Origin of the sequence: Oribacterium sp. KHPX15 (assembly GCF_900107835.1) — a bacterium.
Taxonomy (GTDB): Bacteria; Bacillota; Clostridia; order Lachnospirales; family Lachnospiraceae; genus Oribacterium.
In genome coordinates this window covers 23,513-42,475 of sequence record NZ_FNRG01000007.1, presented here as the reverse complement: position 1 = coordinate 42,475, position 18,963 = coordinate 23,513, and the positions used below count along the sequence as shown (strand labels likewise).

Genomic DNA, 18,963 nt, shown 5'->3' with positions numbered 1-18,963 from the left:
TAGAAACGGATTACCTTTCTATCAGAGTTTAGATTATCAGAAAAAAACTCTATGTCAACTTAATTTTACGCATTTATTCAGGAGCTTGATTTTCCGCATTTATTAAGAAACCGTCATATTCGTTCAACTACGTTCATAAACGGTTTTTATAATATGGCTAAATTAATTTGAATGTACAGTTTTACAATATTTTTATATTATTTATGAAATTTAACTAAAAAATTTTAAATTTTGTGTCGCTATTGCACATTTTGTGAATTTCTTAAATTTTTTTGACAATTTAATTTGTTTTATAAGTATAATGGTACTATCATACGAATTGCCGCAAATGACAAATATTATTTGTTTTTTACGACAATCATGATCTTAGCTTTTCTGAGCCCTTCCGGCTCATAACCAAACTGTTGAGGGACAGTTTCTTAAATTAAAGAATGCGAGTATAGAGTTTATGGAAAAAAAGAGTAGAGCAAGAAAGCTGGTGCTGGGGGCATTAGCATTTATGATGACAGCATTTACGGTTTTCACAGCCAGCGCTGCCGGAAACAATTCTATAAAGATAATCAATATTCATGATACAGACAAGGTTCCGATCCCGGATTGGGAACTGTCAATCTATGAGGTGGCCAGATTTGACGCCTCAACCTATTCCTATTTAATAACAGATGATTTCGGTGAGTATATCGATATCGCATTTATTAATGAAGAAAAGACTGCCAATGAGATCGCAGAGAAAGCTGCGGAGCTTGAAAGTGTCATCTCTCAAAAGGACATCACTGCACAGAGCACTGTGAAATCTGATGCAAACAGCAATGCTTCCTTTGATAATCTCGAAGACGGTCTTTATATCATCTGCTACAGCACAAATTCAAAATTCGATTCATCACCCAGCTTCATAGCGGTTCCTGATTATGACAATAACTCAGCCGTAACCCTTGAAGCTAAGATCGAGGATAAATCAAACGGCGGTTCAACTCATAGCGGAGGCGGCGGAAATTCTCCTCACGGAGGCGGAAACGGTAATGACAACGACGGCCAGGAGCCTGAACCCGGAAGTGTACTTGGTGATAGCCGTGAAAAGGAAGTACCTGACGTTGAGGGTCCCGAAGAGAAAATCGTCCTTGGCGCCAAGAGAACACCAAAGACCGGTGATAACAGCCGCATGATGCTTTATCTCAGCATTGCCGGTTTCTCAGCATCCATCCTTTTTGCATGGATCATCATTTATGTAAAGAGAAACAGAAGCTGATCCTCTAAAAAACTGCTTAAACCCCGCGGATTTAATTTTAACTTTGAATTTTGATTATAGAGTATAGAGAATAGTATGAAGGAAACGAGAAACAGAACTAAAACCGGTTTTAACCCCATTGTCTTTATCAAGGCATTAGTCGGCTCAAAGCTTAGCAGACAGCTGACCAGCCTTATCATGTCTATAGTTATCTTTATGGTAACTATCTTTGGAAACACAACCGTAGCCTTTGCCGGCAAGAAAGATGATGTCATTAACAGGATCATCGATCAGTATCAGAACGGAGAGATCAGCAGGGACGAAGCCAAAAGAGCTCTCATCAGAAACGGTGTGACCAATTCACCAATTATTGATTTAGACGAAGATGAAGACGGAAACAAGATTGCGACTGAAAGTGATCTCGCAAAAAAGCTTGGTGAGAAGGATCGTCTTATAGACGAAAAGATCAGAAAGATCATCGAGGACAATCGCGACACTGACACCGGCGCTGTTTTCGCATGGCATCATGAAAACGTTGATACAGTTGTGGAAAAGCTTTCTGATATTGCTTCACAGAGCAACCTCGAAAAAACCGAGACAGAAACTGACGACAGCCAGAATTCAAGTAAGAGCACAGATATCAACGATGATGAGTCCAGCAAAACAACCCAGGCTGATGAAACCGATTCAGTAATTGAGTTTGAGAAAATCGAAGCAGAAGAGGATGCTGCTGAGGATAAAGCAGACGAAGAAGAAATCGTTTTTGAAGATGAAATCGTTTCTGAAGATGAAGAGTCTGATGAGAATCAGGTTTCTGAAAATATCTTCGAGGATGATTCTGAAGATGAAGAAAATGAGGATTCTGATTCTGTTAAGGATGATGAAGTTCTCAAAAATAATTCCGAAGAGGAAGAAGATTCCAGCTTAGTTGAAACAGCTGAGGCTAACGAAAACGACTCCGAGGATCAGGAAAACGAGGATTCTGATTCTGCAGTTGCTGATGAAGTTCTCAAAAACAGCTCCGAGGATCAGGAGACCGAAGTTTTCGATTCTGCAGAAGATAATGAAGTTTTCGATAATAACTCTGAGGATGAGGAAGAAGACGAAGATTCCAACATAGTTGAAACAGCATCGGCTAATGAAAACGACTCCGAGGATAATAATTTCGATTCCATAAAAATAGATGAATTTTTTGAAATCGACTCTTACGTAGAGGACGAGGATTCTGATTCTGTAGAGACAGCAGAGGTCTATGAAGACGATTCAGAGAATTCTGAGGATGAAGATCACGACTCTTCTGATGAGACAAATGAAACAGCAGAAACAAAGGCACTCGGCATTTCAGCTCATTCCGATAAAACTGCAATAGCTCAGACAGAGGAGGATACTGAAGTTGAAGCTGAAAACACAGAAGCAAAGGCGCTCGGTATTTCAGCTCACTCCGATAAGACTGCAATAGCTCAGACAGAGGAGGGTACTGAAGCTTCTTCCGATGAATCTGTTGAGGATTCTGTTGATGAATCTTTTGAGGATTCTGCAGACGAAGAAGATGATGATGATGTCATTGACCTTTCTGAGTATATGACCATTTCCTCAGCAGTTAAGAAGTTCCACGAGGATTGGATCGAGTCAGAAAGCTTTGATTCAGGAAACAAGATCGGTCTTACACTGTACTTCTCCATCCCTGAGGATGTGATGTACGACAAGGACACAAGAGTCGCTGCATATTCCATGCCTGAAGGACTTACTTCACAATTTGAAGGAAAGGGCAAAGTAATTTCCGGCGATGAGACCGTAGGAACCTACAAGCTTAAGAAGAACGAGATTGAGATCACCTTTGATACCGCATTTGTAAAATCCGGAAAATCAATCGAAGGCGCACTTTTCTTCAAGGGTCGTGTTGAAAACAACACAGATGAAGACTGCCTAACCATAGAGCTTGGCGGCACAGCAGGCAGCCTGAATGTATATAAGGAGATTACAAAGACAGTAATTTCTGACGACGGAAAAGTACGTGTTACAGCAACTTTCGGAGCTTCAACCTTTGATGGAAATGTAACTCTCCATGCAGATTCTCTGGATGAAGAGACAAAACTTGACATCGAAAATGCCTACAATGAAAAAATAAGTGAAGAAGAGCGTCATGTATCTGACCTTTATCTCTATGACGTTTACTTCCTTGACGAGGAAGACGATAAGATAGAACCGGATGGACATGTTTCTGTTAAGATTACCTTTATCAAACCTGTAGAATCAGAAGATGATGAAGAGGTTAAGGTAATACACGTTAAGAATAATGATATCTCTGATATTGAAGACCTTACTTCCATGGACGATACCGTTATCAACGAGAACTCCAAAGGTGAAATCAAGAATGTGGAACTGGTAACAGATTCCTTTTCCACTTATGGAGTCATACTGACAGAGATAACCGGTCCTGAAGAGGACATAAAAGAATTCCTGTCCTCTTTGTCCATAACCGGAGCCGAGCAGTCATCAGACGGAAATACCTGGACAGTAAAGAACAAGACTCTATATTCCCTTTATCTCTCTTTCAGCGAGGTATCCGGAGGTGTTCAGTTCCCTAATGATACCACCTGGATGTACTACGAGATCCCGGCAGGCCTCTACATAGAAGATAAGGAAACAACTTTTGACGTCATCATTGACCACACATACACCATAAGCGGAAACAAAGTCATAGTAGACTCTCAGAAAAGAAGACTTTATTTCCAGTGGAACACAAAACATGAGAACTTTAAGCATTTACAGAGTGCCACTGACGTAAAGATTACAGCGGAGATAAGCGGTAAATTAAACAACGAGGAAGTTAATTTCGAATTCCCGAACGGTGTAATAAAGACTATCAAAATAAATAAAGAGCATGATGTCAGCATCAATAAGTGGGCATACTATGATAAGAATGACGGCATGATTCACTACACTGTTAATGTTTATTCTAACGGTGTTTCTGAAAATGTAGTGGTTACCGATACCATTAATGGTTCCCTTATAAGCCTTGATACAAGCAGCGATATAAAGATAACCAGCAACAAGGGAAGTATCAAAGCCACAGTAGAAAATAAAAACAGTAAGGGATTTACAGTAAAAGTACCTGAAATGAAGGATGGAGAATCTGTAAATATCGAGTACCTTGCCAAGATCGATTCAGTCCCTGATGGTGCAAAGGCAACTCTGGATACAACCGGAAATACAGGTAATGTCACTGCCGATGATGATAAAGATCCTTCTAACAATAAGAAGGAATATATATTCAACATCTCGACCCTGAAAAAATACACAAATGGTGTAGGAGGAGTACTTAAAGATAGCGACGGAAATTTATACGGAGAGATCACATATACAATTGAAGCCAATGAAGAGCGTATTGCGAATCTTTCTTATATAACAGATACCATCGATGCCAACTCAAGACAGTATCTCAGTTACACCGGAACCGGATTGAATATTTATATAAATGGCAGCGACACAGTCAATATGACTGTTAAATGGGATGACCTTGAATTAGTTAAGGATTCTGACGGAAAGGTTTACGGTTGGACATGGAGGATACCTACTGATAGTAACTTTGTTAAAAAGTACGGAAAAAATGCTTCATTTAAGATAAAGTACAAAACCAAAGTTGACAGATCAAGTAAAGACATTTTATCCATAAAGAACAGCGTTAAAACAAATCACCATGATTCAGTAACTTCAGAAACCGGTGTAAATCCGTATACTTACTACAAGGAATTCACAAAGAAGGCAAAATCCTACACCAGTGAGAAGATAACCTGGGAGCTTACTGTTGAAGTTCCTGCGAACGGTTATAACTACTTAAGAATAAACGATTATCTGCCTTACAAATACGAATATTATGATGACCTGTTTGGTACCACTCAGGATATTACAATAACAGGTTTAACAGATAAGGAAAAATGTGTTGTTTCAAAACAGCTGATAGGCCATTCTGACAATCAGCACGGTTATTTATTATCCTTTATCTTCTATAAGGATGAAACCAAGAATATAAGTACTGATAAGAATAATGACAATACCGGTCTCACAGGTACAGGAAGCACAAGAACCATTACCATTACTTATTCATCCAAAAACAATACAGACTGGGTAACGAGAGCATCCGGTAATGACTACGAAACATATAAGGGTCATTACAACACAGCAAAGTTCTTGTTTAATGACGACTATGTATGGAGAGGCGACACCGTTATCATTGTCAACAGTAATATAAGAAAGACCGGAAGCATCTACTGTGATAACAATGGCACCGTACCTTATGTTACTGATGACGGCTACTATATTTTTGCTTATGACATCGCATTTAACGGTTTAAATGGAACCTATCCGGATGGTCTTATATTTGAAGATACCTATGATGAAAGACTTTCATTTGTGGATACGGAAGTTCCTTACAGAACCACAGACAACGGCACAATCTATACCGGAAGCGTCTGGTATCAGGGCGATGATCGCGGAAAAGCTGATATCTCTGTAGATAATGCTAACCACAAACTTACTATAAGTATTCCAAAGGTACCTGTAGACGGTTCAGGAAAGTACTATGATGCATACAGAATAAGATATTACCTTAAGGTCAAAAAGGATACTGCCATAGCTCTTGCATTACAGAACAAGAATGACAGTAAAGGAAGCGTTACCTTCAACAATAAGGTTAAGTGGGGATCCTTCGAAACAGAAGCTGACGTCATTTATGAGTATCAGATTCTTGACAAGGACGGATCTTACAATAAGGAAACAGGTCTCGCAGACTACGAAATCGTTATAAATCCTAACAAGGATACTTTAAACGATGAAAAAGTCATGAAACTTCTGGATGAATTTGAAAACCAGATCATTGACATCTCAACCATAGAGATAACAGAAGAGGATCTGAACGGAGTCGTAAAGAAAGCCGACAACATAAAGTACAGCATTGAAGGAAATAAGCTTACCTTTACTAACATCCCTGATAAAACAAAGGTTGTGATCACTTACAATGCTTTACCTCAGCTTACAAGCAATAAGGTGACACTTACCAACAAGGCTACACTTCTCTGGTCAAGTGATGAAACCAAATTTGACGCTGAGTTCTATCTTGCAGCCCAGGGTTCAGGAACCACAGCCAGCATAAAACTTGTAAAGCATAAGGCGGGAGAGGATTCCAAAAAGCTTGCGGGCGCTGTATTTGATCTTTATAAGGTTGACAATAGCGGTTCCGCTATAAAAGACAGCACAGGAAAGACCCAGTGTAAGGGAATACCAATGACATATACGGATGAGGATGGTGAAACAAAAATCATTCAGTTTACAACCGATGATCAAGGTATTGCCGAAATATCATTAAACGATATTGATACCGAAGAAGCATTTGCCTACGGACAAAAGTATTGCCTCGTAGAAAGCCAGGCACCTGAAGGTTACCAGGTTGATAAAAACAATGTTTACTACTTTGCCTTTGCAAACCCGGAAGCAACTACCTTCAGTTATGATTCAGAGAACCCTCTTTATCCGAAGGGATATGTACTTTCGATTTCAAATGAAGAAATCAAATTTGCACTTCCGGATACAGGAAGCATCGGAGTAAACGTTATGTATCTCGCAGGTACAATTATGGTTGCTCTTGGCGGAATCTTCCTTGTCTTGAGAAAAAGAAAAGAAAACCAGCTTTGATCACTAATCGTGGGCGGCCAATAGCCGCCCACAAAATTTGCCAAAGAGATAGATGGATTTTAACAATCCAATGGCAATGTTTAACAATTTACTTATATCAGCAATTTTTTATCACTTTTTAAGTCTCGATTTAATATCACATGGGGTATATTAGGACTCGTTGAGGGAAAAAACTAATAAATTATAGGAGTATAGAATGAAGAAGAACAGATTTATAGCTTTAGCTCTTGCTGCAGGAATGACATTTTGCAATGTTGCAACAACAGGTGTAGTTGCATATGCTGAAACACAGACAACAACTACTCACAAAATTAATGCACCGGCAAATACTACTCACATATATGAGATTTATCAGATTTTCACAGGTAATGCTTACACGAGTGAGGAGAATGGTCAGAAAGGTTTAAATAACGTTACTTACGGCTCTAATACAAAAGGCCGTACTATTGGAGATGCTGTTAGTCAGGCTGACATGGAAACTCTTACAGCTTTGGCTGATGCTGCACGTACGAATGACCAGGATGATATTGAAAATATTGCTCCGTTTGTAAATCTTACAAGCCCTATAGCTACAATAGGCAAAGACCTTGAATCCTCTGCCACAGTGGAAGAAGGTTATTACCTCATTAAGGATAAGGATGGCTCTTTAAATAATACTGAAGAAGTATATACTTTATATCTCATGTCTGTTCTTGATTCCGACCTCACTATTACTCCGAAGAGTGATAAGCCTTCATCGGATAAGAAGATCAAAGACACAAATGATTCTACCGGTGATACCACAGAATGGCAGGCAACTTCTGACTATGATATCGGCGATAAGGTGCCTTATCAGCTGACAGCTACCCTTCCTTCAAACTATACAGATTTCAAGACCTATCATCTGACATTCCATGATAAGATGGATTCTGGTCTTACTTTTAACAAAGACTCTGTAAAAGTTTACCTTGATAACAGTGAGACTGCACTTGCAAGTACCAACTATAATATTGTAACTGCTACTACGGATAACGATACTTTTGACATTGTCTTCACATATGCTAATCTGACTACCATTGGTGTTACTAATAGCAGCGTGATAAGAGTCGAGTATGATGCTACTCTTAACGAAAATGCAGTTATCGGAAATCCCGGTAATCTCAATAAATCATGGATTACTTATGACAACAATCCTAACAGCGATCAGGATGGCGAAGAAGGTGGAAAGACACCTGAAAATACAGTTGTGACATTCACATACCGAATTGATGTTGATAAGATTGATGCTGATTATAACTCACTTACAGGAGCTGGATTTACCCTTTACAAAGAGTATGCGAGCCTTCCAGAAGGTGTTACTGCAAAAGAAAAATCTACTGCTGTTGAAGGTGAGTTCTTCACAGAAAATAATAAGTATTACAAGGTTGTTAATGTCTGGACCAATACCGATGGTACATTAACCAGTTTCACATTTGACGGAATCGATGATGGTACATATATCCTTTCAGAGACTAAGGTTCCTACCGGATATAATAAGGCTGATGACGTAACAATAGTAGTTTCTGCGGAACATGAGACAGAAATCACCAGCTTGACCGCTGATGGTGGAAATTTCCAGGCTAATGCAAATGGTGGTACATTTACTTTTGTTAAGGATTCAGACAATACAAAGACACACGAATATACCAGTGATAAGGCAGCTGTTGCCGGCGCAATCGTTAACCAGTCCGGCACCGTTCTTCCAAGCACCGGTGGTATGGGTACAACTATCCTTTATGTAATTGGTGGTATCCTCGTAATCGGCGGTGGAGCAGCAATCTTCATCAAGAGAAAAAAGGATGCTGAATAATTTATCACAACATAACTTTTGACGAATAATATATTGAAGGCGGGGGACATGTCCTTCGCCTTCTTTTTCTAAACAAAATCTAATTTCTTATTTAACGGGTGAAAAGATAAATGAATGATACTACAGAGAACAAAGATCTGACTCAAAAAGATACGGGTATTCCTACTACTGAGTTTGTAGATTCACCAAAAACCGAATCAGGACCTAACGAACCCCAAACAACAAAATCCCCCAAAAAGAAAAAGGATCGCCTAACATCTAACATAATTACGGTAATAATCGTGCTTGTCATGATTGTGGGCATCGGGCTTCTGCTTTACCCTACCATCAGCGAGAAGTGGAATGCTCTGCATCAGTCAAGAGCCATTTCCGGCTACACAAACCAGCTAAAAACAACTGATGTAGGAGAACTAAAAAAAATACGTGATCTTGCCACTAAGTATAATGAAGATCTGCTGTCAAGGGCCGATCGCTATAATCCAAGCGATGAAGAGATGGAAGAGTATATGTCAACTCTTGACATCAACGGTTCCGGGATTATGGGCTACATCACCATTCCAAAGATTGATGTGGAGCTTCCCATCTACCACACAACCGACGAAGCGGTTCTTCAGATCGGAGTAGGTCATATTGTCGGCACATCACTTCCGGTAGGCGGAGATAGTACCCACGCTGTACTTTCCGGACACAGAGGCCTGCCTTCCGCAAAGCTCTTTACAAGACTTGATGAAGTGGGAGAAGGAGACTGCTTCTTCCTTCATATCCTGGATAAGGTGCTTGTTTATCAGGTCGATAACATTAACATCGTCCTTCCTGAAGAAGCAAACATGATAGATATCGTGGAGGGAAAGGACTACTGCACACTGATAACCTGTACCCCCTACGGAGTCAATACACATCGTATGCTGGTAAGAGGCGAGCACACAGAAACCATAACAGAAGAGGAGTACAAAGCTACCTACGAGAAGACCTCAGCTGCTGCCTCCACTGTAACCTCCGACAACAGCACCATGGATCAGGGCAGAGCTATCCCGGACTGGGTTCCGATAGCATTCGCAGTATGCGCAGTACTAATCCTGGGCTTCGCGCTCTTTGCTCCGGTGAAGAAGAAAGATAAAAAAACTCCTGAAAAAGAAAATAACAGTTCATCAGAACAGTAAATATCACAAGAGCCTGGGAGCATCAATTTAACGGATGCTCCCAGGCTCTTTTTGATTGCTGTCAGAAAAGCTATTTATGACATAGAACGTATGAATATGGCGACCGGAGAAATCTTTAATGATGGATCATATATTCTTTACATAAATGGTACCTACCGCGGTGATGACGAAATCGGAAATCTGATGCACGATTTTTCTTGCTCAGATCCCGATGATATGATAAATAAAGAACTAGCAGACAGAACAAGATATTTTAAAGAAACAGAGGAAGGAGTGGAAGCCGTGTGTAAAGTGATGGAAGATATGCGCGAAGAAGCAAAAAAAGAAGAGCACATTGATACAACCCTGAATAATATTAAAAACCTCATGGAAACATTAAAGCTCTCTGTGGATCAAGCTATGGATGCACTTAAGATTCCTATGTCTGAAAGAAATATATTTCTTGATAGATTATAAATTGACAGTTAGCCCTTAAACTATATTTTAGAAAATAACCGTTCAGTGAAGCGACCCCCAAAAGTTAAGATTAATGTCTACCTTTTGGGAGTCGCTTCACTATCAATTACTAATATTTGTTAATCCTTATTCTTTATCTGATCATAATAGCTGAGCAACCTCTGTATAGTTGATTCATCAGCGTTCTGTACTCCATTTAATAGTTCAAACAGGAGTGGAGCATCATTTTTGAAAACACTAATCACATCAGGTGCTATATCATCCGTTCCACCGGTAAGATACGCAACTGAAGTTCCCAAACTTTCCGCTATCGACTGAATAACCTGAGAGGAAGGACTACGATCTCCGGACTCATATCTGACATAGGAAGCAGCCGTTAACCCAATCCGCCTTGCTGCTTCTGCTTTAGTAAGGTGAAGTTGTTCTCTGGCAGATTTTAACCGTTCAGGAATAAGTGTGTTGGACGATGCTTTCATGAATTCCTCCTTGACAATTAATTTTACTAAGATTTCACATAAATCTGGCATGAACGCATGGTTTCAAGGGCAGCTTCATGCTTTTCGGGAGTGACTCCGGCACAGCACAGAGGGTCTACCGAAATAGGAACCTCAGGCATTGAGGCTTTTAAGAGGAGAGCATTGGAAACCACACAAATGTCAGTACAAAGCCCGACAAGTTCGATCTCAATGTCTTCCTTTTCACTGATTGCTTTGATAGTGTCCGCCAGAACGGTAGAACCGAAGGTAGGTTTGTTGATAAAAGTTGCACCTTCAACCACCTGTGCCACGCTGGAATCAAGCTGCCATCCGTCAGTACCTTCCACGCAGTGCACCACCGGAAGATTCTTTCCCTCCTGAGTCTCCATATAGTTCGGCTGATGTGTGTCACGTGTCACAAAAACATCCTTGATGGAATAGGACTTGATCTTTTCCACAACTGCAGGAACTATAGCCACAGCCTCCTTCGAACCCAGTGCCCCATCTACAAAATCTTTCTGCATATCTACGACAACAAGTATTTTTCTCATAACTCCCTCCTTTATCACAACTACTATATTTAATATACGACAAATATTATATCAAAAAAGAATTTTCGTTATAAAATCGTAAAATTTGCCGAAGTTATCTTTAGTCTACAAATGAACGTGTAATTATTTGGCAAAATTTTTATGAATTGGAGAGTAACATGAAGGCATTTACAGAAAGATTTCAGAGAGACCCCGGTCAGGGACCAAAGAGGCGCATAAGCACAACACTTCTTCTTATCCTTGTCCCCATCATCGTAGTGAGTATCGTATTTATCATCCTTTTTCTGAGCGGGCAGGCAGAAAACCAGATAAAATCACTCTCGGCAAATGTGCTCCAGGCAGAATCAGATTACAATGCTGAGAAATTCGGTGCGAGAGTGCAGAATGTTGTTGCAAGAGGCGAAGCATTCGCCAAATCTGCAGAATCCACAGATTTCGCAAATAAGAAAGAATATCAGGATTTCATGAGCAGCTCAAACAATATGGGTGACCTCAAGAATCAGGGAATCTACACCGGATTTGAAGACGGTGGTATGTTCTATGCTGATTATACAGAGGTTCCGGCTGATTACGATCCCAGATCCAGAGGATGGTATCAGGATGCCCTCAATCAGAATATGACTTCCTTCACCATAACAGCGCCTTACGTTGATGCCATGACCAACGCTCTTTGTGTATCCTTCATAAGAAAGATGAACTTAAAGAGCGGTGAGACCGGTGTTGCCGGAATAGACATTTTCCTTGACGAGCTTGCATCTGAAACTGCAGCTATGAAGCCTATGCAGACCGGTATTTCCGCAATTGTTGCTGACGGAATGATCCTTGGAAATCCGGATCCTTCTGTTAACGGTAAGCTTGTTTCGGAATCCGGAGATGCTCTTCTTGCACAGGCAGTAGAAAAGGTTAAGCCGGATCAGCCGATTTCGCTTAAGAACGGTAAGAGCGTTTACTACGTAGCAGCTTCCGAAGTTCCAAATACAAACTGGGTTCTCTATTCAGCAGTTCCTGAGGCAGATGTTCTTGCATCACTCAGAGCATTCCAGAGAGTCTGCATCATTATCATGGTTATCATCATAGCTGTCATCATCTTTGTACTTCTGACAGTTATAAGCACAGTTATCACTGTTCCTCTTCGTAAGGTTACAACTGCGGCAGTCAAGATTTCCGAGGGCGACTTCGATGTTGACCTTCCTACAGAGTCTCAGAACGAAATCGGTCAGCTTGCCGTTGCTTTCAGCAAGACAACAGAACAGCTCAAGAATTATCAGGGTTATATCGATGAAATCTCCGGAGCCCTTTCAGAAGTCTCCGAAGGCAATCTTAATGTTGAATTAAAGCGCGAATATGTCGGTCAGTTTGCCAAGCTCAAGGTCAACATGGATAAGCTGGTTACACAGCTTAGAAGCATTATCGGATCTATCATGGATTCTGCAAAGCTTGTGGACAGTGGAGCAGTTCAGATCTCCGACGGTGCTCAGGGTCTTGCCCAGGGTGCTACAGAACAGGCAAGTTCGATTGAAGAGCTGTCAGCCGAGATCAATCAGATCAATGATGAGACTATCCGCATGGCAGAAAATGCCCGCACTGCTCAGGGTCAGATCCACAGTGCAGAAGAGCAGATCAATACAAGTAACACCCAGATGATTGATCTTCGTAAGGCAATGGAAGATATCACTGATAAGTCTCAGCGTATTTCAACCATCATCAAGACCATCGATGATATCGCCTTCCAGACCAATATCCTTGCGCTTAATGCTGCGGTAGAGGCAGCAAGAGCAGGTGCCGCAGGTAAAGGCTTCGCAGTTGTTGCTGACGAGGTTCGTAACCTTGCCGGTAAGTCATCAACTGCTGCACTTGATACCTCCAACCTCATTACCGAGACTATCGCTGCAGTTCAGACCGGTGACAAGCTCACCATCCAGACCGCAGAGTATCTCAAGAGTACTCAGGAATCAACCGAGAAGGCTGTTCAGCTTATTGCCGAGATCACCAGGGCAACAGACCATCAGCAGCAGTCTCTCAATGATATCAAGCAGGGCATCGATCAGATTTCCAGCGTTGTTCAGACCAATGCTGCTACCGCTGAAGAAAGTGCCGCAGCCAGCCAGGAGCTTACCAGACAGGCTAATGTCCTTAACGAAGAAGTTAATAAGTTCTCACTTTGACAGTGCTGTAAACCGGGAAGGAGGGGAAATCCCCTCCTTCTTGTATTTTGATCCACCAATGACGGTTCTCGCCAGCGAGAACCGTCACTGGTGGATCTCGAAATTTTTTTGAATTTTTTCGCTTTAGGGGGTAATATTCGGAGCTTATCTGTCGATATATTTAACATAAAGTAAAAATTTTGTAAGTTTTTTAAATAAAACGCAAAATTCTTTACATTTGTGACACTTTTGTGATTAACCCTCTGATACAATAGCGTCATAGATTTAAAACAGTAATTGATGTGACCAATCCAATGGCATCAGTTCGAAATACAAGAGTCCGTCAAGTTTGTCCTCCCTTTATCTTACTTGTCGGACTTTTGTGTACTGTAAAACCGCGAAGAAACTTTATCGTAGTTATCATTATGTGTTTAAAGCAGGCCTTTGCGTGTAGGAATGTGTGGGCGCTGCGCAATGGCTGTGGGTGGCAGACGAGTTTGGCATCCACAGCTACTATATTTTTATCTTTGTTCTTTATTATTTCGCCTTTGTTCCTTATAATCTGAGGAGCAAGAGCGTTTTTTATTGCACTTCAAAACATTTATCTTTAAGACAGGATTTTTTTATTATGAAAGCATTATTCTTTGATGTAGACGGCACTTTACTGGATGAAAAGACAAGAAGTATACCGGAAAGCGCCCTTACTGCCATTAAACAAACAAGAGAACTTGGAAACAAAGTTTTTATAAATTCCGGACGCACCATCGGTATGCTGAAAGCTGTGCAGAAGCTGGTGGAAGTGGACGGATTCCTGTGCGGCTGCGGCACTGAACTCATATACGAAGGTGCCTCTGTTTACTATTACAAAGTATCAAAGGATGTGAAGGCCCGTGTTATTGAGGCCTCAGATAAATACGGCATCCTGGTTTTACTGGAGGGCAGAGCCGGCTGGCACAGCAACCCCTCAGAGTCCCTGCTAAAGGATCACCCGAGTTTTAAGGCTCACTACGACAGGTTTTACAACGCACTGTCCGGTGATGATGCCCTGGATCCCACACCCTTTGACGGTGACTATGAGATCTCAAAGTTCTGTATCCAGACTGACGACGGTCAGGGAAACGGAAAGGGTCTGGATTTCGCAAGTCACAAAGCATCCGATATGGAGGGCTTCCGTCAGGAATTTGCCGGACTTTTCCATATCATTGACCGTGGCAAGGGCTTTTTCGAAATGGTTCCAAAGGGTCACGGAAAGGGTAATGCCGTTGACCGTATGTTAAAGTACCTTGGCCTCACCCCTGAGGATGCCTACAGCTTCGGTGACAGCACCAATGATATCGAGATGTTTAAGGCCTGCGGCAACAATATCGCCATGGGCGTTCACGCAAAGGAGCTTGAAGCCTTCGACCCCTTCATCACAAAAAACGTGGAAGAGGACGGCGTGGCATATGCCATGAAAGAACTGAATTTGATTTAACCATAAAGGAGCCGAAGCGAACCTTTTTTTCAGTGTGTCCTTATGCTGCGACAAATTCTTTTATACCGAAAGTCTGCATTATCTTAATGCAAGCTTTCGGCTTTTTTGTTATAATATTGTCTCATGTGAGTGAGGTTAAGGATGACCGGAGATTTATATACCAAAAAAAAGCTTGAACATGAATCTTTGTTAAGACAAGCAGGGCAACTGCAGCTTGAATACATCCGGCTTGGCAGAAGCGAAGGCAAAAGAGAACAACAGCGCTGGTGGATAACAAAGGGAAACTTTAGAAAATATGTAAATCTGATTCACAGAGTACAGATGTTGGATGAAGTTCTGTTACCTTATGAGATAGAGCACGGAATCCGCAAAATAAATCTACAGGAGCATATGAAATGGCATTATTTGACTTTTTAAACGGAAATAAGAAAAAGGTTTTGGCCGAGCAGAAGATAGAAGAACAGAAACAGGAACAGCATGATCAGGCTGTTCAGAGACAGGAAGAAGAACACAAGGATTTTACATGGCCGGAGCTCATGCCATTAAACCTTTTTGTTCGGAAGCCTGAAGAAAAACCTCATCTTACAGTTGTGAACGGTGGAGAGAATGCTTCTTTAGAGACTGAAGAGGCTGAGAATACAACAGCTGATGAACAGGCTGCACCACAGGAAAAGCCCAGGGCAACAGTTCAGATCGATGATCCTCTCACAAAAGAACGTAAGGATGAGATAGGAAAGCTTATATATGAGCCGGAGCTCAAGCCAGAGATGCTCAAGGATCTGAGCCTCCAGGAAATCCTTTTCCTGGAAGTAGCCATGGTTACCGCCAACAGAATGAAAGCTCTTGAGAATTATGAGCAGAATCATCAGAAGATCCGTAACCAGTTCCTTAATATGGTTCGTGCCGCAGAAAAGCTTTACATAATTTATGATGCCAGAACCGGCTACCCTCTTCTGGACGGAGGCTACGTTCAGATGTACCTCGATGAGGAGCACGCAAACATTGCAGCAAAGCTTTACGATGATCAGCTCCGTAAGACACGAGTGATCGCAGTTCCCGGAATGTCAGCAAAAACTGAATTAATCGAGGGAAAAGAACAGCTCAAGATATTTGACTTCATGTACTTCCTCGGCTTTGAGAATGTCATCGTTGATAACGGATGGTACAAAGGATTCCTCCGCAGAAGTGAGATTTCAGCGCCCTTCTACATTAACGAAGATCCCGAAAAGATTCCTCCATACAACCCGGCTCTCAGCTTTGCCCTTATTGATTATGTGGCTGAAGTTAAGTGGCCTGTCAACTATGGAAAGCGCCAGGATATACTTAAGGCCAAGTTTAACCGCATCATGCAGCTGGTTCCTAAGTCAAATTTCATAGTTCCTCTTCGTTCAATAGATGAAGCTTCTGAGGAAGCTCCAGACATGAGTGAAAGTGAAAGCACTGCAAAGCCGGCTGATGTTCCTGAAAATACAGCTGCCGCTCAGCAGTCTACAGAGGATGCCGATACTGCAGCTGCCGAAGCACAGAAGAAAAACCGCCGTATACAACTGCCTGTAGTTCAGATAAACGGAAAGAACATGCTTCCTGTATACACAGATATCTTCGAGTACTCAAAGGAGTTTGGCAAATCGACTTTCAAGCCTATCCGTGCTGACTTTAAGGGCATTAACAGATTTATAGCAAACTACAACGGTATGGTCATCAACCCTCAGGGTGCTGGCATGGTCATCGAGCGCCGCCCCGGAGCTCAGGCTCCTAACGGTCAGCCTGCTGCGAAGGCAGATGCTCCAACCGCAAGCATAAAGACTGCCCCAAAGCCTCAGGCAGATTCCTCAAACGTAATTGACCTCAGCGCAAGACGTAAATGATAAAAAGAGCCGGAGGGCATTCCTTTAAACGCGTTAAGCAAACGACCCGCGTTTAAAGGGATGCCCTCCGGCTCTTCACACGCTAGTTTATAAATGCTAAAATAAATAAATTACCTTTACAAATCCGGAGGTGTTATTTGGACAAGGAAACCCTGGACTATCAGGCATTGGAAAACGAAAACTTAAAGCTTGTGGAACGCATTCAGAAAAATCTTGATAAAAAAAATGCGGAAGCAGAACTTTGTGAGAAAAATAAAGGACTTATCCTGCAGATAGTCCGTAACTACGTGAATCTGTCCAACCATACACTTAGCCATGAAGATCTGGAAAGTGTAGGAAAGATAGGTCTTATAAAAGCTTCTCAAAGCTATGACCCTTCCTACGGAGCAAAGTTTTCAACCTATGCGGTTTACTGGATCCGCGACAGCATTGTAAAAGAAATCTACAATGCCGGCTTCGGCATCCGTCTTTCAAATCATCAGCTGGAACGAATCTTCAAGGTTCAGAGCATCCTTAGGAAACGTGATCTTGAGCATCTTCTGGGTGATGACATGATCCATGCCATCATGGAAGACTCCGGTTTTTCCGAAGAAGAGGTTCGCAAATGTCTCAGACTTAACAACGTGGTTCTGGGGGCAACCTCTCTTAACAAAAAAGTCGGAAAAGAGGACGACGAAACCTCTGAGCTTGGGGATATGACCATTTCCCCTGATAATGTTGAAGAGATCGTTATGGAGCACGAGCTCCATCAGGAGCTGTACCAGTCCCTGAATACACTTTCCGATGACGAACGTGACACTTTGGTACTGAGATACGGTCTTTATGACGGAAAACAGCACACTTTAAAGGAAATTGCAGCACTTTCCAATGTCTCCATTGAAGCCATAAGGCAGAGAGAACAGAGAGCCCTAAGAAAACTCCGAAAGGAACTGGACTGAACCGGATTCCTGCTGCTTTGATAACTATTGACAGGAAATGATCACCCTGAGAATTCAGCTAAAACATCACCATGCTAAAGATTGACCTGATAACCGGATTCCTTGGTTCCGGTAAAACCAGTTTTATAAAAAAATATGCGAAATACCTGATAGAGCAGGGCGAGAGAGTCTGCATTCTGGAGAATGATTACGGCGCCATAAACATTGACATGGTTCTGCTTAAGGACCTGCTTGGTCCCAACTGCGAGCTTGAGATGGTTGTGGGAGGTGACGGGGCAGAAGCTCACAAGAGACGCTTCCGCACGAAGCTCATAAGCATCCGGATGCTGGGATTCACCCGTGTCATCGTTGAGCCAAGCGGCATCTACGATGTGGATGAGTTCTTCGACACACTTTACGAAAGTCCATTGGACGAATGGTATGAGACAGGTTCCGTTATCACGGTTATGGATCCGGTCACATCAACCGTCATGTCTGAGGAATCACGCTACCTTCTTATGTCAGAAGCTGCAAGAGCCGGAAAGATTTTGATCAGCAAGCTTGACAGCACATCTAACATAATTACGGTAACCCGGGATGCAGTAAATTACCTTAATGCTTCCATGGAGCATTTTAAGTGTAAAAGGCGCTTCACCGATCAAAAGGATATTCTGGCAAAACCCTGGGAGGAGCTTACGGATCAGGATTTTGAAAGCATAAAGAATGCCGGCTTCGTGAATGCTTCTCATGTAAAGCTTTCTTCAGACGATGATCATTATCAGTCACTGTTTTATCTTTACTATAGGTCGACGGAGACGGAGCTTCGGGAAAAGATTTCAAAACTGTTTGAAGACAAGGAAGCCGGGAGTATCTTCAGAATTAAGGGATTTATTAACTACACCGGGACAGCTGCTGCGGATAAGCCCTATGAACCCGGTATGGATGCCCGGAACGAAGACAGTACGAGTGAAGACCACCTTTCTCTGGAGATTAATGCCACGGTCGAAAACATTGAAATAAAACCTGTATCAGGAGAGGCTCAGGATGTCCTCATCGTCATAGGAGAAAAGCTTAACAAAGAACTAATTTCCGGTTATTTCCCGGGGGCAGTCACGGTATAAACATTCAAACCGGCCATCCGGGTCAGGCATCATTATGCATATGGTTTTTAAC

At 41.9% G+C, this 18,963-nt stretch carries 12 protein-coding genes; 10 read left to right on the top strand and 2 right to left on the bottom strand.

From position 1 onward, the window contains the following. Positions 1–448: 448 nt before the first annotated feature. The 5 genes from BLV86_RS06290 (at position 449) to BLV86_RS06270 (ending at position 10,360) form a co-directional block, all read left to right on the top strand. A complete protein-coding gene (locus tag BLV86_RS06290) occupies positions 449–1,246 on the top strand; it encodes a sortase B protein-sorting domain-containing protein (RefSeq protein ID WP_090815709.1) in 798 nt (265 codons plus the stop codon). Between the two features lie 75 nt (positions 1,247–1,321). Beyond that, the gene (locus BLV86_RS06285) at positions 1,322–6,916 is read left to right on the top strand and encodes an LPXTG cell wall anchor domain-containing protein (RefSeq protein WP_090815706.1); all 5,595 of its coding nucleotides are present in this window, start codon (positions 1,322–1,324) and stop codon (positions 6,914–6,916) included. 196 nt (positions 6,917–7,112) lie between these two features. Then, a complete protein-coding gene (locus BLV86_RS06280) occupies positions 7,113–8,744 on the top strand; it encodes a SpaH/EbpB family LPXTG-anchored major pilin (RefSeq protein WP_090815815.1) in 1,632 nt (543 codons plus the stop codon). A 110-nt stretch (positions 8,745–8,854) separates the two neighbouring features. Continuing rightward, on the top strand, positions 8,855–9,904 hold the full coding sequence (locus BLV86_RS06275) for a class C sortase (RefSeq protein WP_090815704.1): 1,050 nt from the start codon (positions 8,855–8,857) through the stop codon (positions 9,902–9,904). Between the two features lie 51 nt (positions 9,905–9,955). Next, positions 9,956–10,360 (top strand): hypothetical protein, encoded by a 405-nt coding sequence (locus BLV86_RS06270; RefSeq protein WP_090815702.1) that lies wholly within the window; start codon positions 9,956–9,958, stop codon positions 10,358–10,360. A gap of 119 nt (positions 10,361–10,479) precedes the next feature. On the opposite strand, the gene BLV86_RS06265 is transcribed toward BLV86_RS06270, so the two are convergent. After that, positions 10,480–10,836, bottom strand: coding sequence for a helix-turn-helix domain-containing protein (locus BLV86_RS06265; RefSeq protein WP_090815701.1), 357 nt, complete (start codon positions 10,834–10,836; stop codon positions 10,480–10,482). A gap of 26 nt (positions 10,837–10,862) precedes the next feature. After that, complete coding sequence (locus BLV86_RS06260; protein WP_090815698.1) at positions 10,863–11,387, bottom strand: cysteine hydrolase family protein; 525 nt, start codon at positions 11,385–11,387, stop codon at positions 10,863–10,865. A gap of 158 nt (positions 11,388–11,545) precedes the next feature. Between BLV86_RS06260 and BLV86_RS06255 the strand changes: the two genes are divergently transcribed. The 5 genes from BLV86_RS06255 (at position 11,546) to BLV86_RS06230 (ending at position 18,911) form a co-directional block, all read left to right on the top strand. Then, on the top strand, positions 11,546–13,552 hold the full coding sequence (locus BLV86_RS06255) for a methyl-accepting chemotaxis protein (protein ID WP_090815696.1): 2,007 nt from the start codon (positions 11,546–11,548) through the stop codon (positions 13,550–13,552). Between the two features lie 607 nt (positions 13,553–14,159). Beyond that, positions 14,160–15,005 (top strand): HAD-IIB family hydrolase, encoded by an 846-nt coding sequence (locus tag BLV86_RS06250; protein WP_139297887.1) that lies wholly within the window; start codon positions 14,160–14,162, stop codon positions 15,003–15,005. Positions 15,006–15,400: 395 nt separating this feature from the next. After that, positions 15,401–16,873 carry an SseB family protein gene (locus BLV86_RS06240; protein ID WP_090815690.1) on the top strand — a complete coding sequence of 491 codons (1,473 nt, stop codon included), beginning with the start codon at positions 15,401–15,403 and terminating at the stop codon, positions 16,871–16,873. Positions 16,874–17,010: 137 nt separating this feature from the next. Further along, positions 17,011–17,811: a sigma-70 family RNA polymerase sigma factor gene (locus tag BLV86_RS06235; protein ID WP_175456455.1), complete on the top strand. Its 801-nt coding sequence runs from the start codon at positions 17,011–17,013 to the stop codon at positions 17,809–17,811. Positions 17,812–17,882: 71 nt separating this feature from the next. Beyond that, positions 17,883–18,911, top strand: a complete 1,029-nt coding sequence (locus tag BLV86_RS06230; RefSeq protein WP_090815686.1) for a GTP-binding protein — start codon at positions 17,883–17,885, stop codon at positions 18,909–18,911. Positions 18,912–18,963 lie beyond the last annotated feature (52 nt).